22 protein-coding genes are annotated in these 24,721 nt (G+C 44.5%); 2 read left to right on the forward strand and 20 right to left on the reverse strand.

The genetic code is table 11. The annotated features are described in order from the left end of the window. Positions 1 to 2 precede the first annotated feature (2 nt). From HGT71_RS08425 to xerD, 15 genes are all read right to left on the reverse strand, one after another. Positions 3 to 884 carry a glycosyltransferase gene (locus tag HGT71_RS08425; RefSeq protein ID WP_214217395.1) on the reverse strand — a complete coding sequence of 294 codons (882 nt, stop codon included), beginning with the start codon at positions 882 to 884 and terminating at the stop codon, positions 3 to 5. Beyond that, the gene (locus HGT71_RS08430) at positions 881 to 1,693 is read right to left on the reverse strand and encodes a glycosyltransferase (RefSeq protein WP_342355447.1); all 813 of its coding nucleotides are present in this window, start codon (positions 1,691 to 1,693) and stop codon (positions 881 to 883) included. The genes HGT71_RS08425 and HGT71_RS08430 overlap by 4 nt, the downstream gene beginning before the upstream one ends. After that, positions 1,680 to 2,498 carry a beta-1,6-N-acetylglucosaminyltransferase gene (locus HGT71_RS08435; RefSeq protein WP_214217396.1) on the reverse strand — a complete coding sequence of 273 codons (819 nt, stop codon included), beginning with the start codon at positions 2,496 to 2,498 and terminating at the stop codon, positions 1,680 to 1,682. The genes HGT71_RS08430 and HGT71_RS08435 overlap by 14 nt, the downstream gene beginning before the upstream one ends. A 1-nt stretch (position 2,499) precedes the next feature. Further along, positions 2,500 to 3,732 carry an EpsG family protein gene (locus tag HGT71_RS08440; protein ID WP_214217397.1) on the reverse strand — a complete coding sequence of 411 codons (1,233 nt, stop codon included), beginning with the start codon at positions 3,730 to 3,732 and terminating at the stop codon, positions 2,500 to 2,502. After that, entirely contained in the window at positions 3,729 to 4,598 is an 870-nt protein-coding gene (locus HGT71_RS08445) for a capsular polysaccharide synthesis protein (protein ID WP_214217398.1), read from the reverse strand. Before HGT71_RS08445 ends, HGT71_RS08440 begins: the two co-directional genes overlap by 4 nt. Next, the gene (gene wbaP, locus HGT71_RS08450; RefSeq protein ID WP_214217399.1) at positions 4,598 to 6,004 is read right to left on the reverse strand and encodes an undecaprenyl-phosphate galactose phosphotransferase WbaP; all 1,407 of its coding nucleotides are present in this window, start codon (positions 6,002 to 6,004) and stop codon (positions 4,598 to 4,600) included. Before wbaP ends, HGT71_RS08445 begins: the two co-directional genes overlap by 1 nt. A 65-nt stretch (positions 6,005 to 6,069) precedes the next feature. After that, positions 6,070 to 8,235 carry a polysaccharide biosynthesis tyrosine autokinase gene (locus HGT71_RS08455; RefSeq protein ID WP_214217400.1) on the reverse strand — a complete coding sequence of 722 codons (2,166 nt, stop codon included), beginning with the start codon at positions 8,233 to 8,235 and terminating at the stop codon, positions 6,070 to 6,072. 8 nt (positions 8,236 to 8,243) lie between these two features. Further along, complete coding sequence (locus tag HGT71_RS08460; protein WP_214217401.1) at positions 8,244 to 8,681, reverse strand: arsenate reductase/protein-tyrosine-phosphatase family protein; 438 nt, start codon at positions 8,679 to 8,681, stop codon at positions 8,244 to 8,246. 2 nt (positions 8,682 to 8,683) lie between these two features. Further along, entirely contained in the window at positions 8,684 to 9,820 is a 1,137-nt protein-coding gene (locus HGT71_RS08465; protein WP_214217402.1) for a polysaccharide export protein, read from the reverse strand. 68 nt (positions 9,821 to 9,888) lie between these two features. After that, entirely contained in the window at positions 9,889 to 11,355 is a 1,467-nt protein-coding gene (locus tag HGT71_RS08470; protein WP_214217532.1) for a capsule assembly Wzi family protein, read from the reverse strand. Positions 11,356 to 12,001: 646 nt separating this feature from the next. Next, positions 12,002 to 13,522 (reverse strand): lysine--tRNA ligase, encoded by a 1,521-nt coding sequence (gene lysS, locus HGT71_RS08475; protein ID WP_048912618.1) that lies wholly within the window; start codon positions 13,520 to 13,522, stop codon positions 12,002 to 12,004. 9 nt (positions 13,523 to 13,531) lie between these two features. Beyond that, a protein-coding gene (gene prfB, locus HGT71_RS08480; RefSeq protein ID WP_214217403.1) for a peptide chain release factor 2 occupies positions 13,532 to 14,630 on the reverse strand; the annotation gives its coding sequence in 2 pieces (ribosomal slippage) (positions 13,532 to 14,554 and positions 14,556 to 14,630; 1,098 coding nt in all). An 85-nt stretch (positions 14,631 to 14,715) separates the two neighbouring features. Further along, positions 14,716 to 16,446, reverse strand: coding sequence for a single-stranded-DNA-specific exonuclease RecJ (gene recJ / locus HGT71_RS08485; RefSeq protein ID WP_244986464.1), 1,731 nt, complete (start codon positions 16,444 to 16,446; stop codon positions 14,716 to 14,718). Between the two features lie 4 nt (positions 16,447 to 16,450). Further along, complete coding sequence (dsbC, locus tag HGT71_RS08490; protein ID WP_425328669.1) at positions 16,451 to 17,152, reverse strand: bifunctional protein-disulfide isomerase/oxidoreductase DsbC; 702 nt, start codon at positions 17,150 to 17,152, stop codon at positions 16,451 to 16,453. Positions 17,153 to 17,180: 28 nt separating this feature from the next. After that, positions 17,181 to 18,068: a site-specific tyrosine recombinase XerD gene (xerD, locus tag HGT71_RS08495; protein WP_214217534.1), complete on the reverse strand. Its 888-nt coding sequence runs from the start codon at positions 18,066 to 18,068 to the stop codon at positions 17,181 to 17,183. Between the two features lie 141 nt (positions 18,069 to 18,209). On the opposite strand from xerD, the gene fldB reads away from it, so the two are divergent. Further along, positions 18,210 to 18,728, forward strand: a complete 519-nt coding sequence (gene fldB, locus HGT71_RS08500) for a flavodoxin FldB (protein WP_214217405.1) — start codon at positions 18,210 to 18,212, stop codon at positions 18,726 to 18,728. Positions 18,729 to 18,731: 3 nt separating this feature from the next. Here fldB and HGT71_RS08505 read toward each other — a convergent pair whose 3' ends face one another. Further along, positions 18,732 to 19,148 carry a protein YgfX gene (locus HGT71_RS08505; RefSeq protein WP_214217406.1) on the reverse strand — a complete coding sequence of 139 codons (417 nt, stop codon included), beginning with the start codon at positions 19,146 to 19,148 and terminating at the stop codon, positions 18,732 to 18,734. After that, positions 19,123 to 19,389: an FAD assembly factor SdhE gene (sdhE, locus tag HGT71_RS08510; RefSeq protein ID WP_048912650.1), complete on the reverse strand. Its 267-nt coding sequence runs from the start codon at positions 19,387 to 19,389 to the stop codon at positions 19,123 to 19,125. Before sdhE ends, HGT71_RS08505 begins: the two co-directional genes overlap by 26 nt. A gap of 228 nt (positions 19,390 to 19,617) precedes the next feature. On the opposite strand from sdhE, the gene ygfZ reads away from it, so the two are divergent. Continuing rightward, a complete protein-coding gene (gene ygfZ, locus HGT71_RS08515; RefSeq protein WP_214217407.1) occupies positions 19,618 to 20,583 on the forward strand; it encodes a tRNA-modifying protein YgfZ in 966 nt (321 codons plus the stop codon). Positions 20,584 to 20,661: 78 nt separating this feature from the next. Here ygfZ and trhA read toward each other — a convergent pair whose 3' ends face one another. The 3 genes from trhA to gcvH form a co-directional block, all read right to left on the reverse strand. After that, positions 20,662 to 21,315, reverse strand: coding sequence for a PAQR family membrane homeostasis protein TrhA (gene trhA / locus HGT71_RS08520; RefSeq protein ID WP_214217408.1), 654 nt, complete (start codon positions 21,313 to 21,315; stop codon positions 20,662 to 20,664). 140 nt (positions 21,316 to 21,455) lie between these two features. Next, positions 21,456 to 24,323 (reverse strand): aminomethyl-transferring glycine dehydrogenase, encoded by a 2,868-nt coding sequence (gcvP, locus tag HGT71_RS08525; RefSeq protein ID WP_214217409.1) that lies wholly within the window; start codon positions 24,321 to 24,323, stop codon positions 21,456 to 21,458. Between the two features lie 8 nt (positions 24,324 to 24,331). Then, on the reverse strand, positions 24,332 to 24,718 hold the full coding sequence (gcvH, locus tag HGT71_RS08530; RefSeq protein ID WP_214217410.1) for a glycine cleavage system protein GcvH: 387 nt from the start codon (positions 24,716 to 24,718) through the stop codon (positions 24,332 to 24,334). Positions 24,719 to 24,721: the final 3 nt, after the last annotated feature.

Below are 24,721 nucleotides of genomic sequence, written 5' to 3' on the forward strand. Positions count from 1 at the left end.
TCCTAGCGAAATTTATTGAATATAAACTTCAAAGTATAAAATGCTATTAGGAAAATATTAAATAAATTAGGGAAATATTTAGCTAATGCAATAAGGCTTTCCTTCCTTAATTTCGAATTATTTTCATAGCTTCTGAGATGATTGCTCAGAACATTCAGTTCTAAATCATTCAAATCGTTATTATTTTTGAAAATTTCCATTGCTGATAATATTCTAGATAATTTAGAATCACTTATTCTTATTGAGTCATGTAAAACATCTTGAATATACGAGTAGTTTTCTAGATAAATAGAGTGTCTATTCTCGTTGAACATAATTCGATACCATATTTCAAAATCTTGCCAAGCGGGTAGAAGTTCATTGAATAGATATTTTTTTAACACATCTGTCTTTGTAAATACCTGATTCCCGATGGAATTATAAGATAGCAAATGCCTATGAGTAATTACTTTCGGAGATAACATATTTGGTATTGACTTCTTCATTCCACTTTTAGTTAAAAATAAATTATGGCTATGAAGGAAAATATAATCATCAAGAAGGTGTCGTTTACCGAAGAAAACACTCAGTCTATTTGGTAAAAAATAATCATCGTCATCGCTACCAGTAATATATTTACCTTTTGCTGCTTGAATAGCAATATTCCTACTATAACAAGCTCCCCTACTAACATCATTAAAAAAGCATCTTACTTTAACATTGTTAATCTCTAACTCCTTTAAATAATCTGGAGTTTTATCTGTAGATGCATCGTCAACAATAATAATTTCGAAATCACTAAAGTCTTGTTCCAAAATTGAATTAACGCATCTTTTTAATAAATTTAACCTATTTTTAGTAATTATGTAAACAGTTATGTCGGGCTGATTTTTATTCGAAATCATTTCCTATCCATTGAATAAATTTTTTTAAGAAGAAAATTTGGTAAAAATCTAGTTGATGTTCTAATAATGAAAGAAATAAGAACCTTATGAATTGGATATATTTTTAAACTAAGTTTAATTTTCAATAGCTGAAATTCACTCCTGATATACTTAGAGCCTTTTCTCCTTTTTACCATTTCACTATTGACTCTAACATGAAGGAGGTTTTCATCGGTATTCGCGAACACAAGACCAGCTTTTATTCCTCTGAGCCATAAATTATAATCCTCCATAAATAAATGGTGCTTATAACCACCTATTTTTTCAACCTTATCTTTTTTAAAAACTACGCTCATGTGGTTGATTGGATTCTTGAACAGCGCATACTTCACAATACTCAAATTATCTATTGGTAAATTTTTAGTTCGAGAAGTATTATTCTCGTCATCGAACTCAATAACACTAGATCCTAAAATATCAATATCAGGAAATTTTTGTATGACTTGTAGTTGTTTTTCAAATCGTTCGGCAAGACATATATCATCAGTATCCATCCTTGCTACAATATTATGACTAACATACTTTAATCCATGATTTAAAGCATTACCGAGACCTTGATTCTCACTCAGCTTTACTATTTTTATATTCAAGATATCCTTGAATGCTAGCACCTGGCTATCTAGTTCGTAATCGATTAATCCATCGTATACTATGATTACTTCATCTGCTTTAAGCGTCTGTCTATTTAAACTATCTAAACACTGAAATAAGTTTTTAGATAATTCTTTATTATATAAAGACATTAAAACTGAAAATTTAATTTCGCTCACGTTCAAACCTTTCTTTATTAAAAATATTTACTTTTCTTGCAAACCAGAAATTATTACTTTTAGCTAAATTGAGTTGCTCTAAGCTCAGAAAACTAGGGCTATTAGATTTTTTTTCAAAATTAATAAATCTCTGGTTTCCAATTGTTCGAAAATTCTCTTTAATTGAAATCATTTGAAAAACATGTTCATCAGCACAAGATATATTTACGAAGTTATTAATAAACTCCCTATTATCATCATTTAAGACAATTGCGACATGACTTCTCTTCAACGAGAACCATTGTGAACCATAACAATAATATTTTTTTGGTAGACAAGTAAACTTATAAATACTCCCTAGAAATTTATAAAATTTATTTAAACATCTAAAAAAAGGTTTTCTCAAATTACCGTTATCAGAAAACGGTACTTTGATATTTAACCGCCAATATATATCCGGCCTATCCATAATTTCTATACATGCTACATCTCCATATCCATCCCATATATCACTCATTTCCTCAAACGAAATTAGAGGCAAACAATCCCCGCTGATAAGATGGAAGTATTGATTATCTGGATTTGAAAAAGCATGCTCTAAAAGAGTTAGAGTAGCTCTTACTTGACTGAACCCCCCCCAATGCACATCAATCCTTTCTTGTATGAACAATATATTACTAGAGGCTATCTTCAATAATTGATTGTTATCAATAATTGACTTCTTGTCGTAATGTAGATAAAAATTAATCTCTTTAAATCTTTTCGAGAATGAGATGATACTTTCGATGTTATTGTGGGCTTGAATTAAAACTGCAATCTTCTTCAATTTATTTACCCCAAATATCGTTTCTTATTAAATACTTATCTGAATAACCATTATCTATATCGAGCAAGTAAAAAGTATTTAAATAAAATGGCTTAGCCTCTAACTCTAGCTTATTATTATAATTAGGTAGAACATTGCTATAATCACCTATAAATATTGGAAAATAAACCAAAAGGTTTAGTATTACCGTTCTACTAACTATTAGCAATAATATTATTTTTTTAAGGTTTGGAAAACCATTTATTTTAAAAATTGCATAAAAATATAAAAGAGTCACTGCCAATGAGATCCTCTCGAATAATGTAACATAAGATGAGAATAGCAGTGATAATGTACACAGTATTAGTATTAGATTAATACGTGAATCATTATTTCTTTTTCTATCTAGGATGCAGAGTATACCAATGAAAAAAATCAATATAAAATTAAGTATTTTTTTCATTAACGTTGAGATGGTGAAATCTTGAACAGCAAAGCCACTGTCGTATAAATAATACATTAGCCGACTGGTAAATGCGCCACCAATTGAACCCAGTATCCCTTGAGATAAATTTAGAATTATAGGCATAACAAAGGCGAGAACAACAGACATATAAAAAGCAATATCTAAAGCTCTTCCTTTAAACTTCCTGATGTTTGTGATCAAAAATATCAACCATAATAATATAGCTGAAATATGAATTGATATACTAATTGATAAAGTTAAAAGTAGAAAAAATATTTTAAAATTAGGGAATCTATCTTTCAAATAGTAATAGTAAATCAAGAAAACTGAATATGCATAACAGTTCCTGTTTATATCCATAATATCTCTGTAATTTAGACTAAATAATGCCACAATTAACAGATATATGGTTTTATATTTTTCTGAGGTATCGTACTGATAACCTACACATTTAAACCAAGAGTATAAAATCACAAATACATATAAGAAGATAAAATAATAGAAATCTATTGTTATATAGCTTCTCATTTTAACCGCAAACCAATTGTATAAGTTTGGAATTTCCCCATCCATAAGATAATGTACTTTATAAAAGTTGGCAGAAGTGTCGTACATTATTGGTAGGTAAATAAATATTATAGCTAAAGATAATGATAAAAAGAATACACTATTTTTACCCCTTCCCTTTATATAGGATAAAGTAGAATATACATAACAGATAAAAGGATTAATACAAAACAAGATAAATGATATAAAGTTACGAAAATTCAACCTGTAGTCTTTTATCATACCTCACTCCCCCTGATTAAAAAAAGATCATTAGGCGATTTAAGGTATTCTTTTTTATGAGATAATTTGTAGCAACCAATAATTTCAGCATCATTCAATTCAACTAATGATGAACTTTCTAAAACCTCATCCAGTAAAAATCTTTCATTATTTTTTATAAAATTATTATCTATTTTTTCATTAAATGATTTATCGAAGTACTTCGTAGAACCAAATACATAGTCGATCAAGAAGTAGTCAAATAAATAATCCTCTCTTCTCCAGTAACTAAATATCAAATCTCTCATATATTTAATATGAATACTATTTTTAGGTGCGTAGAGGAAATATATAGACCATTTACCTTCCGATATGGAATCTATTTTTGAATTAGTATTTTTGAAACTCGATATCTCTAAAGGATTTATATTTTTTATAAAACCACCATTCCTTATAAATATAGTCGCATCTATCCATAACCCTCCGTATGTATGTAATAACTCTAGCCTCATAATATCACTAAGTTGCGCTTGAGATATGACCCCCTTCTTGTACTTATCTAGTATATTGGAATCGATTTTGATAAACTGCTTAAAGTTTTTTTCACAAATATAGTTTATCTTATAATCACAACCCAATTCCCTTTCCACACTACTAATGCACTGCTTAACTATTTCTGGGGCTCTATCGACCCCCTGTAACCAACATATCCAAATATATTTAGATTCTTTTTTTTCCAAATAGTTAGAGTAATCTAAATTCTTATCATTATATTTATTATAAATACGCCACATCATAATATTATTCGCAAATTTGTTAAGCGTTCTTAACTTAGAAATTTGTGAAATTTTCTTAAGTGTTTTTACAAAAAATCTTGTTATTTTCATCAGTATGCTCCATCCCTTTTAAGAACAACAGAACAAGTCTTAAATAAAATGGCTATGTCATTCCACATCGACCAGTTTTTAACATACCATGCATCAAAATAGACACGAGTTTCATAATCCACATCTGAGCGTCCGCTCACCTGCCATAAGCCAGTCATCCCAGGTTTACTCATCAAATAGTAATCGACTTGGTCATGATATCGTTCAAGCTCTTCATGAATAATCGGCCTAGGGCCCACCAAGCTCATCTCACCTTTTAGTACATTAAATAATTGAGGTAATTCATCCATACTGGTACGACGTAAAAAATTACCAATCTGAGTAATGCGAGGATCATTTTTTAACTTAAAGGTTTCATCCCATTCAGCTTTAGCATCTGGATCTTTAGCTAATAGATCAGCGAGTAGTTCTTTAGAGTTCACTGACATTGAACGGAATTTTAAACACTTAAATGGTACGCCATTTTTCCCAATTCGTTCATGCCCATAAATCGCTGGTCCACCATCTTTCTTCACTTTACGACTTATATAAAGAAGGATTGGCGATAGCATCGCAATAATAAAAATCGATGCTAATATATCAAAGCTACGCTTTAGGATCCTTGATGGCCATTTTGCTAAACTTTGATGAACCCTAAATATCATTACTTCATGACTAAAAATAAACGACATATCAGTACTGTCTACAGGCATACCACGTAAAGTTGGAATAACTGAAACGTAGCGATAACCATTAAGCATTAATTGCTGTAGCCAAGTATTACGTAACTCACTTTCATCGCTTTCTACTGCAATAATAAACTGCATACGTTTATCTATTTTTTTTGTTAGTTCACTTGGTATCTCATGACTAACAGGAATATTACCTATATAGTTAGTATTATCATCAGCACTCCCAATGAATCTTATCGTTCTAAATCCAAGATTCTTTTCACTAGCAATTGCCTTAAATGCCTCTTGAGCGTTGTGGCCAGAACCAATGATAATAGTGTCGCGCTGCCATGCACCAATTTTGTCAAGAATAAACTTAGTAATACATCGCATAACCGGCACAAAAAAAGCAATCAATAACCAGGTTATTACCCCAGTAATTCTCGATAGATACCATTGTGTAAACGCAATGATCGCAATTTCAAAAATTGAAAAAATAATTATAGTTCTGAGTACTTCCTTTAATTCGAACCAAAATGTTTTGCGATAAAAATAGTGGCGTAACCTCATACCATACCAACCGACACAGCATAATGATATTAGCCAATGTAGATGATACCAATTATTAAGATTTTTTGGTGATACTGAATCATCTCCAAAAATCCCTTCAGCCACATATAGGCTAACTAGTAAACTGAATAAATCAGATAAAATTAATCCGCTGCTAGCTAGCAGATTTCGGGATAACCGTGTCATAGATTCCTCACCACAGAGCTGTAGCGACAGTTGTTAAGCCCCCACTTATACGGGGGGCAGGAGAGTTATTTTTTATCGTCGTAGCTATACCCATAATGACTATAGCCATAGCCATAATAGGAACTGGCTTTTTTCACTACACCGTTAAGAATACAACCTTTCACTTCAATTCCGCTCTGTTCGAAGCGTTTAATACTGACTTGCATCTCTTTAGCCGTATTCTCTTCAAAGCGCGCTACGAGTAATGTAGAGCCAACATAGCGACCTATCACTGCCGCATCTGTCACCGCTAATATCGGTGGTGTATCCACTAAAACAATATCGTAATTTTCGCTCGCCCAATTCAAAAGTTGCTGGAAACGACTATGCATCAAGAGCTCAGATGGATTAGGGGGAGTCTTGCCACGAGCGATAAAATCGAAATTAGCTCCGCTAACTGATTTTATCCCCCGCTCGATACTGGATTTACCGGAAAGAATATCGGATAAACCATGCTCTAAGGATTGATTAAAGATCTGATGTGAATAACCTTTACGCATATCAGCATCGATAAACAGTACTTTTTGCTCACCCTGCGCCAATACTACTGCGAGGTTAGTGGTAATAAAGGTTTTACCAGCATTGGGGCTAGCACCAGAAATCATTAAGATATTATTCGATGCTTCCATCATTGCGAAATGTAAACTGGTTCGTAAGCTGCGTATTGCTTCGATAGCGAGGTCAGCAGGATTATCAATGGCGAGAAAACTAAGATTCTCTTTCTGTTTATTCTTTCTGGATTTTATTCCTTTAGGCTGTTGCTTAGCCATCCACTCCGAAACCGGCACACTTGCATAAACATTTATTCCTAACTCTTCCAATTGTTCAGGAGACTCAATTCCTCTACGTAGCAGTACTCTTAATAAAACTAATCCAATTGAAATAGCTCCCCCCAAAATTGCGCCTATAAGAACTATAATTACTTTCTTAGGTTTAACTGGTTTTGGTGCGGTAACTGCATCATCAATGATTCTTACATTTCCGATTGCACTATTTTTAGCGATACTTAACTCTTGCTGGCGATTCAGTAGCTGCATATATACTGCGCGACCGGATTCTACATCACGGCTCAATTTCAGTACCTGCTGCTGAGTGGCAGGCATTGCAGAAACTTGCTTATTTAGCTTAGCTTTTTCCTGCTCTAACGTTTTACGTTTTGCTAATAATGCAATATAGGTTGGATGGTCTTTGGTATAAAGCTGTGAAACCTCTGCCTCACGAAATGTCAATTGATTTAATTGGTTATCAACATTTACAATCTGGTCTAAAGCAGAACGAGCCTGTAAATTAAGATCTACTGAGTCGCTTTGTTTACGATAAGAACTAAACTTATTCTCTGCATCGTCAAGTTGACTACGCACCTGCGGTAATTGACGCTCTAAAAACTCCAAGCTTTTGCTGTCTTGCGCGGCTTGGCGCGCAATATTCTGCGATAAATAATTCTCACTAATACTTTGTAGTTCACTTTGTGCTAACAGGGGATTAGGATCTGTGAGCGTAAGATTAAGCATACCCGTGTCTTTACCTTGGTCAGCTGCTGTAAATATTTGCTGCAGACCATTAATGGCATCAAGGCGAGTGATATAGTTTAGTGTAAACTGTGTTTCAGGTTCTGCATCGATCTTATCAATCTGTAATGAAAGTCCTTTGGCTGATATAGATTGTCCAATTTCTCCTTCGATTTTATAACCACCACCTTCTACTAGGTAATGCAGCTGATCGATTGTTGTAATCGTCAGCACTGGAACTTTACCTTCTTGCTTGGCGACATAAATTCTACTGATAGTGAGCTGGCCTGGTTGCTGCCCAGTTAATCGCGCCCAACCACGGCCAAAAATGGGGAAATATTTTTGCTGCACCTGTGCTTGAAGGGTTAAGTCATCTACCGTCTTACCTAAAATCATTCTCGACTGCAGTAAGGCAATTTCAGGAGCTGACACTGGTTGGCTATTGGGTAGCATCTGACTAAGGTTATTAAGAATCGAATTACCCTGTTTCTGCTCAACCTGAATTAAGGCATCCGCTTGGTAGATCGGCGTGGCAAATAGCGCATAAAAAATCGCTAGAAAGGTAAATAACCCCGTAACGGCAATAATTAATTTCTTATGATCGAGCAGCTCGCCGATTAAACGTCCTAAGTCGATCTCGTCAGAATCGGGGTTAGTGGGTTTATGTTGAATCACTGATGACATAACGCTTCCTATTTAGTACCCAGTTTTGTCGCCCAAGCCTGTGCCGCTTGCTCGATTAATTGATAGACATGCTCGAAAGCTTCTTCGCTTTTACGGTAGGGATCTGGGATCTGCTTATTATTGATCCAGTGAGCAAATAGCATAGTTTTACCTCGTGCTTCCGGTGCAATAGCCGAGACCTCTTCTTGGTGATGTTTCTCCATCACTAGAATCAGATCGTATTGTTGAGCTAGCTGTCGGGTAAACTGCTGACCTTGATGATCGGCCAAGGAGAGGTTATTTTTTTCTGCCACCAAGCATGCGGTAGCGTCGGCGGCATGCCCTTTTAATGCCCCTGTCCCCGCAGAATCGATTTTCTTATTCGGCAGTAATTGGCGTAACAACCGTTCTCCTGTAGGAGAACGGCAAATATTACCGGTACAGACCACAAGAATTGAGTTAAACATAATTATTTCAGGTCCTTGTAATAGTTCACTGTCTCGGTCAGATCGTGTACGCCGGTAATAGTTGGGACAATTTGCGAGATAACACGGTTCCAACGGACCAGCGGTGCGGTAGTGACATAGACGATATCGTAGGGCTGTAACTCAAATTCGGTAGACATCACCATGGTCGAAGCATCTTTCGCATTAAGCTGATAAATATTGGCGATACGACCGTTCTTATCTTTTGGAATTTGACGAATAACAAAAATTCCCGACGCATCAGCATATTGTTGGCTAACGCCCTGTGCACTGCCAAGCGCTTCGGCGAGGGTCATGCCGCTACGATCCATCTTCAGGGTTGATTGCTGGCCGACTTCACCCATCACAAAGACTTTCTGATCGTCATTGCGCGGCACAAACAAAATATCGCCAGGGTACATCAAGCGGTTCTGCTGTAGGTCACCTCGTTGCATTAAGGCCTGCATCGATAACACGGTATCTTTACCGTTATGGGTTAACACGACATGGCGCCAATCGGCATTCTCGGCAAATCCACCGGCAGCATTAATCGCATCGACTACTGTTAAGGGAATATTGGTAATTGGTAGTTGACCCGACTTGCTCACTTCTCCCGTCACATAGGCTTTTTGTGATCGGAAAGCGGCAACCGAAATATCCACCTGCGGGCTCTCAACATACTGTGCTAAACGGGAGGCTATCTGTTGTCTTACCTCGGCTAGGGTCTTACCTGCTACATAGACCTTACCAATATAAGGGTAAAAGATGGTGCCATCGGCGCCGACCCAGTTTCCGGTATCACTAGCAGAGCGATAGGTCCCTGCTGGGTTGGTCAATTCTGGGTGGTCATAGACCGTCACCATCAATACATCGCCTGGGCCAATACGGTATTGATAGTTTTGTAATTGCTTATCCAGCTGTGGATTAGCTTGCGAGATTACCGGCGCTGGGCGCAGCTTATCGATTAATCCAGGCGTCATCGGGTAGACGTTAACCAGTTTGTCCCAATCGTAGTCGCTATCCGGCAATTCAACGGTATTTTTACGTAAGCTATTAAGGCTTTGGCCAGGAACAATGGTACAGCCACTCAGCAGTGCGGTCAGCACTGCGGCTGCAGAGAGTTTAAGTGCTAATTTTTTCATCAGAATATATTCAATAAAGTGGGTAAATCGCTGCCAGAACCGATTCCAGTTAGCTAGCAGCCGTTATTTTATAGTTGGAAAGGGATCTCGATTGCTGCGCTAGCCCCGAGGTCATCACTATCATTATGATTGGCATCGGTATACCAAGTGGCGAGGTTAAGGCGTACCGATTTATAGATATCGCCGCCCCAGCCCAAGGTCACGCCTTTAAGGGTATCGGCGCGCGGGAAGGTGCGGTTTTGCGTTTGGTCATTTGGATTGACCTTCGCCCAGAATAACCGCGCGCTCCAGCGCTGGTTATCTTCGGTCACCAATTCAGTTTTGCCAACCAGCATCCGACCATCACCGCCCAGCGTATCCCCTAAGGCGTAACCTTGTTGGTAATAACCATCGGTATAGATATGGTGTTGGTAGCTGTAGTTTTTATTTTTAAAGTCGGTACGGGTGTCGTGCCCTTCGATATACCAGTTTAGGGCATTTCGGCCAACACTGTGGTGTCCTTCAATCCCCGCAAGATACATATTGGAAGAAGGTAATTTACCCGCTTCATCTTCGCCGACTAGCTGCCCATAAAGGCTAATTGGAATACCTAAGGTTGGTTCGAGTTTTAACTTACCGTCGAAGCCTGCCAGCTGGTTGCCGGGTTCATTAGGATCGTTATAACCAGTATTATCATTACCGGAGAAGGCGTCCCAGAAGTTACCTAGGGACTGTGGACGGCCTTTGCCGCCCCATTGAATAATACGGCTGGCACCCAGCTCTAGGGAGTCGAACGGCGATACCGTTAGGCGCATGCCGATAATTTTGGTGTGCGGCACGGCGCTATATTGTGACTCTTGCGCAGCAGAAATTTGGTACTGCCATGGACCGATCCAGTTAAGCCACCAGGTTTCGGGAGCGGTCTGTTTGGAGCGTGACAGCATAAAACCGGTTAGCGGGCGGGCGTTATCGGAGCGAATTAAGCTGCCTTCGTAGCCAGGTCCCCACCACTGTGGCGTTTCACCGAAAGAGAGCCACTGTCCCCAGAGTTTCACCGCACCGTAGCTGTTATTTAGGTTGGCGTGGGATGGGGATTGGATCTGACGATTTCCCTCGAGATTACCTTGTAGATTAACATCCCACCATTCGCCGCTATTGCTGGCGGTGACAGAAAGTTTGGTATCGGCTGTTGCGGAGTTCGCGAAGCTACGTGGCTGCCCGGTATTGTCGGTAGCGGCATAGGCGTTGACCCGGACATCCGATTTTAAACTTTGTAAGCGCTCCTGCACGCGTTCAACTGCTAACTGTTCGGAGGCGTAAGAAGGATGAGCCTTATCCAACGCATGTTCAATCGCTTCTTGGCTAAGTGGCCAAGTGCTTAAACTTAATTTAATCACGCCGCGATCGGCCAACCAGCTGAGATCCGAGCGTAAATCGCTATCAGGCAAGATCAGGCCAGCGGCAGTGGCGTTCAGGGAAGGATAAAGGGAAAGCCCAATCACTAAGGCTAATAAAGAGTGTCGATTAAAACGTTTACCACCTGACGCTCGCTGCATCTGCTGTTTCTCCGTAACATCCATAAAGTTAGTCCACCACTCAACGTCAAGGCTGAGGGACGGGTGTATCGGGTGACCAAGGTGAAAATATAATTATTTTTAATTTATTATTTTTATTAGCATTGTTATTGCGCTATCGGTGGGGGAGTTTACCTTTTAAATAAGGTAAATTTAACAAAAATTACACTACCGACGAAAATTCTATAGCAAGCGTTTTAGGCACGCTGCCGCCCCTGGCGTGTGGCGACCAGAGTACCTTTACAACATCTTGTTTCAATTAGAGATTTATCCTAACAGTTTCTTGTCGACGTTTGAAAAGCCATTTTACTTTACGTAATGAAAAATATTCATCGATAGTTAATATTAAGTAATATCGATAATTACAGTTAATTACGTAGTGAGTGGATGCCTTTCTGTCAGTAAATCAGTAAATTACCAAAAATTTAACTTGATTTAAGTCAACCTATTCTTCGTTAAAAGGTGACTTTTGTCAAAATTTGTCATGACATTAAAGGGTGTTGGCGGGGATTAATACAGATTAATTCCTAATTTCTAAAAATTTACACTTTTTTTATAAATTTTGGTTATCAATAGACATAAAAAAACCCGCCGAAGCGGGTTTAACAGAGTGGCTCAACGTTAGGGCTTATTTGCTGCCTGGACGAAGAGCTGGGAACAGAATCACATCGCGGATGGTGTGGCTATTGGTGAACAACATCACCATACGGTCGATACCGATACCTAGACCTGCCGTTGGCGGTAAACCGTGTTCCAATGCGGTGACATAATCTTCGTCATAGAACATCGCTTCGTCGTCGCCGGCATCTTTAGCATTAACTTGCTGTAAGAAGCGTTCGGCTTGGTCTTGTGCATCGTTAAGCTCGGAGAAGCCGTTACCGATCTCACGCCCGCCAATAAAGAACTCGAAGCGATCGGTGATTTCTGGATTATCGTCGTTACGACGAGCCAGCGGTGAGACCTCTGCCGGGTATTCGGTGATAAAGGTGGGTTGGATTAGTTGGGCTTCAGCGGTCTCTTCAAAGATTTCGGTGACCACGCGGCCTAAGCCCCAACTTTTCTCAATCTTGATACCGATGGATTGTGCGATGGCGACCGCCTTATCGAAATCATCCAGATCGGCTAGCTCTGTCTCTGGGCGATATTTCTTGATCGCTTCACGCATCGTTAACTTATCGAATGGCTTGCCGAAGTCGAACGTTTGCTCGCCGTACGCTACTTCTGTGGTACCCAATACATCTTGCGCCAAGGTACGGAACAGACTTTCGGTCAGCTCGATCAGATCACGGTAATCGGCATAAGCCATATAGAGTTCCATCATGGTGAACTCTGGGTTATGGCGTGGTGAGATGCCTTCGTTACGGAAGTTACGGTTGATCTCGAAGACGCGGTCAAAGCCGCCCACCACTAAACGCTTCAGATAAAGCTCTGGGGCAATACGCAGATACATATCGATATCGAGCGCATTATGATGTGTGATAAATGGACGCGCAGAAGCCCCCCCCGGGATGACTTGCATCATCGGGGTTTCCACTTCCATAAAGTTACGGTCGACCATAAATTGACGCACGCCAGCCATAATCTTAGAGCGAATCTGGAAGGTATGACGTGACTCTTCGTTGGCAATCAGGTCCAAGTAGCGCTGACGATAGCGGGTCTCTTGGTCTGCCAAGCCATGGAACTTATCAGGGAGCGGACGCAGTGCTTTGGTCAGCAGGCGCAGTTCGCTGCAGTGGATAGAAAGCTCGCCAGTTTTGGTTTTGAATAGCTTGCCACGCGCACCAAGAATATCGCCAAGGTCCCATTTTTTGAATTGTTCGTTATAGTAGCCTTCTGGCAGATCATCGCGGGAAACGTAAAGCTGAATACGCCCCCCAACATCTTGCAGCGTGGCAAAAGAAGCTTTACCCATGATACGGCGCGTCATCATCCGGCCGGCTACCGTCACTTCAATACCGAGATCTTCTAACTCTTCTTGACTCTGCTCGTCATGGCGCTGGTGTAACACATCAGAGCGATCGGTTGGGCGGAAGTCATTCGGGAAAGGGTTTCCTTTCTCACGCAGGGCGTCTAACTTTTCACGGCGTGCGCTCAATTCATTATTCAGTTCGAGGGCGAGATCCGCCGGCGCGGGGGTTTGTTCTGACATAAAGGTTCCTTATAGGCCAGCTTTCAAGCTAGCTTCGATAAATCGGTCTAAATCGCCATCGAGGACGGCCTGCGTATTACGAGTTTCTACACTGGTACGAAGATCTTTAATTCGCGAATCGTCGAGCACGTAAGAACGAATCTGACTGCCCCAGCCGATATCGGATTTGTTATCTTCCATCACCTGTTTCTCAGCATTTTTCTTTTGCATTTCCAGCTCGTACAGCTTCGCTTTCATCTGCTTCATCGCTTGGTCTTTGTTTTTATGCTGAGAGCGATCATTCTGACACTGTGTGACGATACCGCTAGGAAGGTGCGTGATCCGTACCGCGGACTCGGTCCGGTTAACGTGCTGTCCCCCTGCCCCAGAGGCACGATAGACATCGATGCGCAGATCGGCGGGATTGATCTCAATATCGATATCATCATCCACTTCAGGATAGATAAAGGCCGAGCTAAAGGAGGTATGACGACGACCTCCGGAATCGAACGGACTTTTACGGACTAGACGGTGAACGCCTGTTTCGGTTCTTAACCAGCCGAAGGCATAGTCACCGATAATTTTCACCGTTGCGGATTTAATCCCTGCCACATCGCCGTCCGAGACTTCGATGATTTCGGTTTTAAAGCCTTTCGCTTCCGCCCAGCGCAGGTACATCCGTAACAACATGTTTGCCCAATCCTGAGCCTCAGTTCCGCCTGAACCTGCTTGCAGGTCAATATAACAATCGGCACTGTCGTATTCGCCAGAGAACATGCGACGGAACTCTAATTCAGCCAGTTTCTTATCGAGCGCTTCCAGCTCAACGACCGCCTCATTAAAGGTTTCTTCGTCATCGGCCTCGACCGCTAATTCGACTAACCCGCTGACATCGTCAAGTCCTTGAGCAAGCAGGTCGAAGGTTTCGACGATCGCTTCCAAAGAAGAACGCTCTTTTCCTAGCGCTTGCGCGCGATCGGGTTCGTTCCAGACGTCAGATTGTTCAAGTTCAGCGTTAACTTCTTCTAAACGCTCATTTTTTGCATCATAGTCAAAGGTACCCCCGAAGAACATCGCTGCGCTCGGTAAGGTCTTGAATACGATTTTTTATCGGATTGATTTCAAACATGGTTTGTTGTCTTAAGTTGAAGATAAAAAAGTAACACAGAGGGTGGAGATTCTACCCGAAACTCCCCTCGGCGTGTAACCTCTTTTTAGGCTTTCGGCCAGAGGTATTCGACTAATAATTGTGCGCTGCGTTGCCCACGATACTCATTCACATCCAATTTATAGGCTAAGGTTGCCCGTTGAATGCTGGGATCGGGCCATTGGCGTAAATCGACGTTAAAGGCGATGCCATCAATCAGTGGACCACCGTTTACCGGCTCGAGCAGCAGTTTTAAATGCTTTTGCCCGACGAGTCGCTGTTGTAAGAGCTTAAATTCGCCATCAAACATTGGCTCAGGAAAACTTTGTCCCCAAGGCCCTGCGTTTCTCAGCATCTCCGCCGTCTCCACGTTTAGATGCTGCGCGCCGAGCTCGCCATCAGACCAGACCACCCCTTGCAGGGCGTCGTTATCCAGCCACTCTGTGACCAATTGCGCAAAACAGTCACGAAAGCGCGGGAACTGTTCTTCCGCAAGGCTCAAGCCCGCCGCCATCGCATGGCCGCCGAACTTAAGAATGAGTCCCGGATATTGGCTATCCAGACGTTCTAAGACATCGCGCAGATGCAGGCCGGTAATTGAGCGGCCCGACCCTTTTAGGGTGCCATCGCCCGCCGGTGCAAACGCAATCACCGGCCGATGGAAACGCTCTTTTAGGCGTGATGCGACGATCCCCACCACCCCTTGGTGCCACTCTGGATGGTAGAACGCTAGGCCGCTTGGAAGATGTTGCTGCGTTTCCAGCTGCTCGCAGATTAACAGCGCCTCTTGTTGCATCCCCTGTTCGATCTCTTTACGGGTCTGGTTTAAGGCATCGAGTTCATTCGCTAACATCCGCGCTTGTGGCTCGCTCTCGGTCACCAGTAACTCGACGCCGTGGGACATATCGTCGAGTCGCCCCGCCGCGTTGAGTCGTGGACCTAATGCAAAACCGAGATCGCTGGCATTAAGACGATGCCCTTGCCGTTGGCTGACATCGAGTAATGCCCGGATACCGGGACGACATTTCCCGGCACGAATACGTTGCAGCCCCTGCCACACCAAAATTCGGTTATTGGCATCGAGGGGGACCACATCGGCGACCGTACCGAGTGCCACCAGATCCAACAAGTCAGCAAGATTGGGCGGCGACCCGCTAAACCATCCTTGCTGGCGTAAATAAGCCCTGAGTGCGAGCATGACATAAAAGGCCACACCGACCCCAGCCAAGTTCTTCGACGGAAAGGTGGCTTGGGCGAGATTCGGGTTAACTATTGCCGCCGCCGCCGGTAAGACCTCACCAGGAAGATGGTGATCGGTAATAATGACCGGAATGCCTAACTGCGTGGCGTGCTCTACCCCACTCAAGGAGGAGATGCCGTTATCAACGGTAAAAATCAGCTCCGCTTGACGGGCATGAGCCAAGTCGACGACCTCCGGGCTAAGTCCATAGCCTTGCTCAAACCGATTGGGGACCAGATAGCTGACCCGTTGCGCGCCAAACTGTTGCAGTGCTAACACAGAGAGCGCAGTACTGGTGGCGCCGTCCGCATCGAAATCCCCCACCACCATGATATGGCGGTTATCGCACATCGCCTGATGTAATAACTGTACAGCTTGGTCGATGCCGGTTAAGCCCTGTGGCGGCAGTAAATGATTTGCGCCCCGCTCCAATTGCGTGGCATCGGTGATCCCACGCTGTCGATACAGTTGTTGCAGTAAAGGGGGAAGGGTAGCCGAAAGCTCGACGTCAGCGTGCTGCTGACGTCGTTGTAGTTCAGGGATAGCGCGTGAAGACAAAGGATTATCCTGCGTTGATACGATCCAGATACTGTTTTAACTCATTAGGACCTTGATAGCCGGGGATCATTACACCATTTTTAGTGAGGATCGCCGGAGTGCCTTGAATACCGTATAACAGCCCTAGCTGATACTGTTTACCAATATCGATATTACAGCTCGCCGCTGCGGGAGTTTTACCCCCCATCGCCGCATCGAACGCTGCTTTACCATCCTTGGCGCACCATACATTCTTCATCGCTTTCGCTACATCGCCCTGCAACCCTTCACGTGGGAAAGCAAGATAACGGACGGTGATACCCAGAGCGTTATAGTCTGAAATTTGTTGGTGTAACTTATGACAGTAGCCACAAGTAATATCGGTAAACACTGTCACAACGTGCTGCTCTTTCGGCGCTTTATAGACAATCATTTCTGGCGCTAGCGCTTCCACTTTCTTGTCTAGCGTTTGGAAAGTGACGTTTACTGGCGTTTTACCGCTGATATCGTAAAGCGGCCCTTGGATCATTTGTTTACCATCGTCAGTGACGTAGAGCACGCCGTTGTCGGTTAATACCGTGCTGACACCGGATAAGGGTGAAGGCTGGATATCACTGATATTGACGCCTAATTTTGTCAAGGATTGAATAATTGCAGCATTGTTCGCATAGCTGGCGCTGGAAAAGATTGCGCATGACGCGACCATTGAGAGTAATAATTTCTTCAGCATTTCCTTATCCTTATTAACCACCCCGCTAGGCGCGTGGGTGATGCTGTTGATGCAGTTGACGGAGTCTTTCATTGGCAACATGCGTATAAATTTGTGTGGTTGATAGGTCACTGTGACCGAGTAGCATTTGTACGACGCGTAAATCGGCGCCGTGATTGAGCAAGTGCGTCGCAAAGGCATGGCGCAGCACATGGGGCGAGAGCTTAGCGCTATCAATCCCAGCGATAAGGGCGTAGTGTTTGATTCGATGCCAAAATGTTTGTCGAGTCATTTGCTGCCCACGATTACTGGGAAAGACTATATCAATTTTTGCGCCATTAATCAGCCAAGGCCGGCCATGTTCCAGATAATTTTCTAGCCAATGGATCGCCTCTTCCCCCAGCGGGACTAATCGCTCCTTGTTGCCCTTACCTAAAATCCTGACCACGCCTTGGCGTAAACTGAGATCACTGAGGGTCAGCCCCGTTAGCTCTGATACCCGTAATCCCGTCGCATAAAGCAGTTCGATCATCGCTTTATCGCGTAACTCAAGCGGGATTTCGGTGGAAGGCGCCTCAAGTAGGCGAGCAACTTGGGCTTCACTGAGATCTTTTGGCAGCCGCTGCGGTAATTTCGGCGAGGAGAGTAATGCGCTCGGGTCATCAAGTCGCAGCTGTTCCCGATAAAGATATTGAAAGAGCTGGCGCATTGCACTGAGCTGTCGGGCGGAACTGGTTGCTCGATAGCCCCCTTCGAGTTTCTCTGCTAAGAAGCTTTGTAATTCGGGTGCGCTCACAGTAAGCAGCGCTAGATGATGCGCCTCAAGCCACTCCACCAGCTGTTTGAGGTCGCGGCGATAAGCCTCTAAGGTGTTTTCTGCTAAGTTGCGCTCAATCCACAATTGGTCAATAAAGCCTTCGAGAAGGGGATCCATTGACGGAAGTGACGTCGATTTCTTCATTGCTTTGTTTTCCGATTACCTGCGCTAAACGCAGACTATTATGCATCAACTACGCCTCGCTGTATGCTTTCTGATACACTCAACGCAGAGTAGGAACCTAAGAGTCAATCAAGTATGAAAATAGGGTTATTTTACGGTTCAAGCACCTGTTATACCGAGATGGCCGCCGAGAAGATCCAAGAGTTTATCGGCCAAGAGATGGTGACCTTACATAATGTTAAGGATGAGCCGCTCTCTACCATGCACCAGTACGACCTGCTGATTTTGGGTATGCCCACTTGGGACTTTGGTGAACTGCAGGAGGATTGGGAAGCTCAGTGGCAAACGCTGGCTGATCTCGATCTTTCAGGAAAAATCATCGCACTCTATGGGCTGGGCGACCAGGCCGGGTACAGTGAATGGTTTTTAGATGCCCTCGGTATGCTGCACGATTTATTGCTACCAAAAGGCGTCTCTTTCGTCGGCTATTGGCCTATTACCGGTTATGAGTTTATCAGTCAGAAGCCCCTCACTGCCGATGGACAACATTTCGTCGGGTTGGCCTTAGATGATGCGAATCAATTTGAAGAGACGGATGAGCGCATTGCCAACTGGTGTGAACAGATTCTGGGAGAAGTCGCGGATTTGTTGTAATCCCTACTCCCACTGTCGATTACGTCCTTTTAGCCAATAGAAGCGTAGGTTACGCCACGCTTCTTCAGACATGGTGTCTGCCATTAACCAGAAATGCTGGGTTTGTTGTGCCGATCGCCAGCGAATCATTACTCCCCAGGGTAGCCAACAGAGCGGCGCGCTAAGTCGCCACTGTTGCTGCTGCCAAAACCAAGTCTCTTGATCATCCATCGCCAGTAGGCCAATCCGTGAGGCGAGCCTTTTCAGGCTGCGCGACCTTTCAATTATCACCGCAATAATCGCTAAAGGCTTCAGTAAATAAAAAGCCCCAAACCAGGGTGTCGCCACAAGCGCGGCTAGCGTTAATAGCACCCAGCCATTGACCAGGATCACGGCATTACGTGAGGGGCCGATCTCAGTTTGCCACAGGTCCACGCGCACTGTTTCGCGTCCGAATCAGTTCGACCATCCCTTTGAGCTCGTCGCTCGCGGGTTGACCATGCCCCATCAACCAATTGAATAAGTCGGGATCGTCGGCCTTAAGTAGCGCAATAAAGGTCCGCTTTTGCGCGTCAGTTAAGGTGTGATATTCGTGTTCGAAAAAAGGACGTACGGCGATGTCCAGTTCTAACATGCCTCGGCGGCACGCCCAGTGAATACGAGAAGTGTCTTCAATACCTATTTCTGCTAAGTCCACACGCTTTTCCTTAATAATACCCTTAACCAGAGAAGGAGAGTGTACCGCAGAGCCCGGATGAACGGCAGTACAAATCACCACCTCTTCGGCAGCGCTCGCACTTTTGTACTTGCTAATCTCTTTTCAGGCTTTACGCTTTAATGAATAATGAAACCAATTTCGTAAAGCGGCTTAGGTCGCTTTCACCTTCACTGTTGGTCGACAGGAGATGTCATGAATTCTCAACCCACCACTACCGCCTATCACTCAGCGCTGGCTCTTTGCTCGCTTAGCGATTGGGCGCTGGTATCCGCTCAAGGTGCCGATGCCACCGCCTATCTGCAGGGCCAACTTACCGCAGATCTCAGCCAATTAGCCGAGAATGATCACCAACTCGCGGCACATTGCGATGCCAAAGGTAAGATGTGGAGTAATCTGCGTATATTCCATGATGGCGAAGGCTATAGCTATCTATTACGCCGTGACGTGCGTGAGCAACAGCTGACTGAAATAAAAAAATATGCCGTGTTCTCTAAGATTACCTTTACCGCCGATGATAGCCGGGCGCTAGTGGGGGTAATGGGCAGCAAAGCGGCTGAGTGCCTAAGCCAATATTTTTCTCAGCTTCCGGATGCCGATCAACCACGGGTTAAGGTCGGCAATACATTGCTATTGTGGCTGCCCACCCCGCAAGCCCGCTACATCGTCATTACTGAGCCTTCTCAGGCAGAAGTATTACTTAAGGATCACTCCGAGGCGGTATGTGATGCCCAGCACTGGCTGGCCGCCGATATTGCCGCGGGTATTCCGGTGATTGACGCGGCGAATACTGCGCAATTTATTCCACAAGCTACCAACCTTCAGGCATTGAACGCGATAAGCTTTAAAAAAGGGTGCTATAGCGGCCAAGAGATGGTTGCTCGCGCCAAGTATCGCGGGGCAAACAAACGCGCACTCTATTGGTTAGCCGGTACGGCGCAGCAAGCGGTTGAAGCCGGTAGCGCCGTCGCATTACAAATGGGTGAGAATTGGCGTAAAACCGGAACCGTTCTCTGTTCGGTAATGGTTGCCCCGACTACGCTGTGGGTACAAGTCGTGCTGAATAACGATTTGGGGACAGAGGATAGATTTCGTCTTGATGGTGATGAGGCCAGTGCGCTACAGATCCAGCCACTACCTTATTCACTCGACGAAGCTTAATGCCTTAACCCCTACCCCCTCAATTCGAAGCTAAAACGTTGAGGGGGTACTAACGAGAATGTCTATCGGTGGGTCGACTCACCGAATATAGAAGTAGATCGCGCAAAAATGGCAAATTGCGCCGCCTAAGACAAAGGCGTGCCATATCGCGTGGTTGAAAGGTATCCGTCGATTGACGTAAAAAATCACCCCTAATGAGTAGACGATTCCACCAATCGCCAACAGCCATACACTTGCCGCCGAGAGTTTAGTCGCCATTTGGTAGATCACGACTAAGGAGAGCCAGCCCATAAGTAGATAGGTCACCACCGATAACACTTTAAATCGATGAGCGAACACCAGTTTAAAAAGAATCCCCAATAGAGCCAGTGACCATATCACCACCATCAGGCCTTCCGCCAACGGCGAACGCAGCCCGACAAGCAGGAATGGCGTATAAGTCCCGGCAATAAGCAGATAAATCGCACAGTGATCGACTTTCTTCAACCAAGGTTTAGCCTGTTGATTGGGGATAGCATGATAGAGGGTCGAGGCAAGAAACAGCAAAATCATGCTGCCACCATACAGGCTATAGCTGACGAAGGTGATAACGTCGGCATCACGCTCAACTGCTTGAACGAGTAATAGGACTAAGCCGACAACGCCAAAAAGACAACCTAGGCCATGGCTTACACTGTTTGCTATTTCTTCCGCCAATGAGTATCCGGGAGAATGAGTTTGTGTCTTAGCCATAACAGGTGTGTTAACTCCATTATCGTCCGATGAATGAATACGTAGACTAGCTGAGAATAAATTCAGAGTACACTTGTAAGTTTAAATAAAACTGTGAGGAGGTGTAACAGCCCCCTCGCGATAGAGGGCTGTTATAAACGTTATTGATAATCCGTGATCGGTACACAGGAGCAAGATAAATTACGGTCGCCGTAAACATCATCCACTCTCTTGACCGTTGGCCAGTATTTATTCTCGACGCCTTCAGGGAAGACCGCTGTTTCACGGGTGTAGGCATGTTGCCAGTCGCTAACCAGTTCTTGCTGGATATGGGGGGCATTGACCAGAGGGTTATCGTCCAAGGGCCACTTACCTTCTGCGACTTGCTGAATCTCGCGACGGATAGCCAACATCGCATTGACGAATCGATCCAATTCAATCAAGCTTTCTGATTCCGTTGGCTCCACCATTAAGGTCCCGGCGACAGGGAACGACATGGTCGGTGCATGAAAGCCATAGTCGATTAACCGCTTAGCGATATCCATCTCACTGATGCCGGTACGTTCTTTGAGGGGCCGGATATCGAGAATACATTCATGTGCCACACGACCCTCTGGTCCGGTATAGAGAATGTCGTAGTCTGACGATAACCGGCTAGCAATATAGTTAGCATTCAATATCGCGAGGGAGCTAGCTTGCTTCAGGCCCTCGCCTCCCATCATTCTGATATACATCCAACTGATTGGCAGGATCGACGCACTTCCAAAAGGGGCTGCAGTGACTGCGCCTTGCTCGGTGAGTAAGGTCGACTGGACGATACTGTGTCCTGGCACGAACGGCGCGAGATGGGCTTTAACCCCTATCGGTCCCATTCCTGGCCCACCACCGCCGTGGGGAATACAGAATGTTTTATGCAGATTAAGGTGGGAGACATCGGCACCAATATGGCCTGGTGTGGTGATCCCCACTTGTGCATTCATGTTGGCGCCATCCAGATAGACTTGCCCACCGTGCTGATGGACAATTTCGCAGACTTCACGAATGGTCTGCTCGTAAACCCCATGCGTAGAGGGATAGGTCACCATGATGCAGGAGAGATGGTCACCTGCTTGGCTTGCCTTGGTACGGAGGTCTTCAAGATCGATATTACCTTGTTTGTCACAGGCAACCACTACCACGTCCATACCGGCCATTTGCGCGGAGGCAGGGTTAGTGCCATGGGCCGAGGCAGGAATAAGGCAGATGTGGCGTTGTGCTTGATGACGGCTTTCATGGTAACGACGGATAGCTAGCAGCCCCGCATATTCGCCTTGTGCACCCGAGTTAGGCTGCATACAGAGCGCGTCATAACCGGTCAGGGTGATCAGCCATTCAGAAAGCTGTTCAATCATCTGCAAGTATCCCGCGGCTTGATTCGTCGGGCAGAACGGATGAAGATCGGCAAATTCTGGCCAGGTAATAGGTAACATTTCGGCGACGGCATTAAGCTTCATCGTGCAGGAGCCAAGGGGGATCATCGCTTGATTGAGTGCTAAGTCCTTACGTTCAAGTTTGTGAAGATAGCGTAACATCTCCGTTTCGCTGTGATACTGATTAAAGACAGGGTGCGTCAGAATAGCGTCTTCACGGTGTAATGCTGCTGGAATAATGGCTTGTGCGCTGACAAGACTGTCTTCTTGGTCAAGATCAACGGTGATTTTACGTCCAAGCAGCACCTCGATTAAAACGAGAAGATCTTGGCGTTGCGTGGTTTCATCTAGCGTAATCCCCACCGCATGGTGGAGGTCGCTGCGCAGATTAGTCTGCTGCTGCTTTGCGCGCTTAAGCACCTCGGCTTTATCGGGCACCTCAACCGTTAAGGTATCAAACCACTGCGCGTAGCGCAGAGTTAAACCATTATCTTGCACGATTTTTGCGAGGATTTGCGTATAACGATGAATACGCTGGGCGATACGTGTTAATCCTTTAGGACCATGCCACACGGCGTACATACCGGCGATATTCGCCAACAGGACTTGGGAAGTACAGATATTAGAGTTGGCTTTCTCACGGCGGATATGCTGCTCTCGCGTTTGCATCGCCATTCGCAGCGCGATATTGCCTTGGACATCACGTGAAACGCCGATAATCCGGCCCGGCATGGCTCGCTTATACGTCTCTTTGGTGGCAAAGAATGCCGCATGCGGGCCACCGTACCCCATAGGAACGCCAAAACGTTGCGAAGAACCAAAAACGATATCGGCCCCTAATTTCCCCGGTGATTCAAGAAGCACTAGGGCCATAAATTCAGCGGCGACAGCAATGATTACGCCCTGCTCCGTTAACGCTGCAATCAGTTGACGATAGTCGTGCAACTCCCCCTGCGAGCCACAATATTGTAGGCAGACACCAAAGAGATCTTGGTGGTCTAGCGCCTTCTCAGCGCTATCGACCACCAGCTCAAAGCCAAAGGTCTCTGCGCGGGTTTTAATCACATCGAGGGTCTGTGGATGAATATCCTCGGCGACGAAAAACGTGTTGGCATTTTTACGTTTGCTCACCCGCTTAGCCATCGCCATGGCCTCAGCCGCAGCCGTTGCTTCGTCAAGCAGCGAGGCGGAGGCAACGTCCATTCCCGTAAGATCTAGCGTAACCTGTTGGAAATTGAGTAAGGCTTCCAGCCGCCCTTGTGACACTTCCGGTTGATAAGGGGTATAAGCCGTGTACCATCCGGGGTTCTCAAGTAAGTTGCGCAGTATTACCGGTGGAGTTAACACCGCGCTGTAGCCCATACCAATCCAAGATTTATAGCGAGGGTTTTTTGCCGCAATGGCTTTCAACTCTGCCAACGCTTGGTGCTCACTGGCCGAAGGCAGTTGCAGGGGCGAAGAGGATAATTGGATATTTTCGGGTACGATAGACGCAATCAACGTCGGCAAATCCGTTGCGCCAATCTGCTGCAACATCTGTTGTTGTTGATCGATATCCGGGCCAATATGGCGACGAATAAAGGCATCGGGATGTTCTAACTGGCTGAGTGTTTGCGTCATCGTCTTACTCACTTATTGATCAAGGTTTGGTAGGCATCGGCGTCAAGTAATTGGTTAAGCTCGTTTTCGTTAGTGATCTTAATTTTAAATAACCAGCCCGCCTCGTAAGGGGAGGTGTTTACAAGCTCAGGACTGTCATTAAGTTCGTCATTGACTGCGACGATATCGCCGCTGACCGGCGCATAAATATCGGAGGCCGCTTTAACCGATTCGGCAACCGCGCAGTCATCGCCAACGCTGACTTCACGACCGACTTCAGGCAGATCAACAAACACCATGTCGCCAAGTAAACTTTGTGCATGTTCGGTGATTCCCACAGTGACCGAGCCATCCTCTTCTTGACGTACCCATTCGTGGCTATCACGGTATTTTAAGTGTTGCGGTACATTGCTCATTTT

This window comes from Rosenbergiella epipactidis, assembly GCF_018494055.1.
Taxonomy (GTDB): domain Bacteria; phylum Pseudomonadota; class Gammaproteobacteria; order Enterobacterales; family Enterobacteriaceae; genus Rosenbergiella; species Rosenbergiella epipactidis.

What these genes read in the sequence shown, in the direction of transcription:
- HGT71_RS08425 (WP_214217395.1), bottom strand. Translation starts at nt 884, where the DNA reads ATGATTTCGAATAAAAATCAGCCCGACATAACTGTTTACATAATTACT.
- HGT71_RS08440 (WP_214217397.1), bottom strand. Translation starts at nt 3,732, where the DNA reads ATGATAAAAGACTACAGGTTGAATTTTCGTAACTTTATATCATTTATC.
- HGT71_RS08445 (WP_214217398.1), bottom strand. Translation starts at nt 4,598, where the DNA reads ATGAAAATAACAAGATTTTTTGTAAAAACACTTAAGAAAATTTCACAA.
- wbaP (WP_214217399.1), bottom strand. Translation starts at nt 6,004, where the DNA reads ATGACACGGTTATCCCGAAATCTGCTAGCTAGCAGCGGATTAATTTTA.
- HGT71_RS08455 (WP_214217400.1), bottom strand. Translation starts at nt 8,235, where the DNA reads ATGTCATCAGTGATTCAACATAAACCCACTAACCCCGATTCTGACGAG.
- HGT71_RS08460 (WP_214217401.1), bottom strand. Translation starts at nt 8,681, where the DNA reads ATGTTTAACTCAATTCTTGTGGTCTGTACCGGTAATATTTGCCGTTCT.
- HGT71_RS08465 (WP_214217402.1), bottom strand. Translation starts at nt 9,820, where the DNA reads ATGAAAAAATTAGCACTTAAACTCTCTGCAGCCGCAGTGCTGACCGCA.
- HGT71_RS08470 (WP_214217532.1), bottom strand. Translation starts at nt 11,355, where the DNA reads ATGCAGCGAGCGTCAGGTGGTAAACGTTTTAATCGACACTCTTTATTA.
- lysS (WP_048912618.1), bottom strand. Translation starts at nt 13,522, where the DNA reads ATGTCAGAACAAACCCCCGCGCCGGCGGATCTCGCCCTCGAACTGAAT.
- xerD (WP_214217534.1), bottom strand. Translation starts at nt 18,068, where the DNA reads ATGGATCCCCTTCTCGAAGGCTTTATTGACCAATTGTGGATTGAGCGC.
- fldB (WP_214217405.1), top strand. Translation starts at nt 18,210, where the DNA reads ATGAAAATAGGGTTATTTTACGGTTCAAGCACCTGTTATACCGAGATG.
- ygfZ (WP_214217407.1), top strand. Translation starts at nt 19,618, where the DNA reads ATGAATTCTCAACCCACCACTACCGCCTATCACTCAGCGCTGGCTCTT.
- trhA (WP_214217408.1), bottom strand. Translation starts at nt 21,315, where the DNA reads ATGGCTAAGACACAAACTCATTCTCCCGGATACTCATTGGCGGAAGAA.
- gcvP (WP_214217409.1), bottom strand. Translation starts at nt 24,323, where the DNA reads ATGACGCAAACACTCAGCCAGTTAGAACATCCCGATGCCTTTATTCGT.
- gcvH (WP_214217410.1), bottom strand. Translation starts at nt 24,718, where the DNA reads ATGAGCAATGTACCGCAACACTTAAAATACCGTGATAGCCACGAATGG.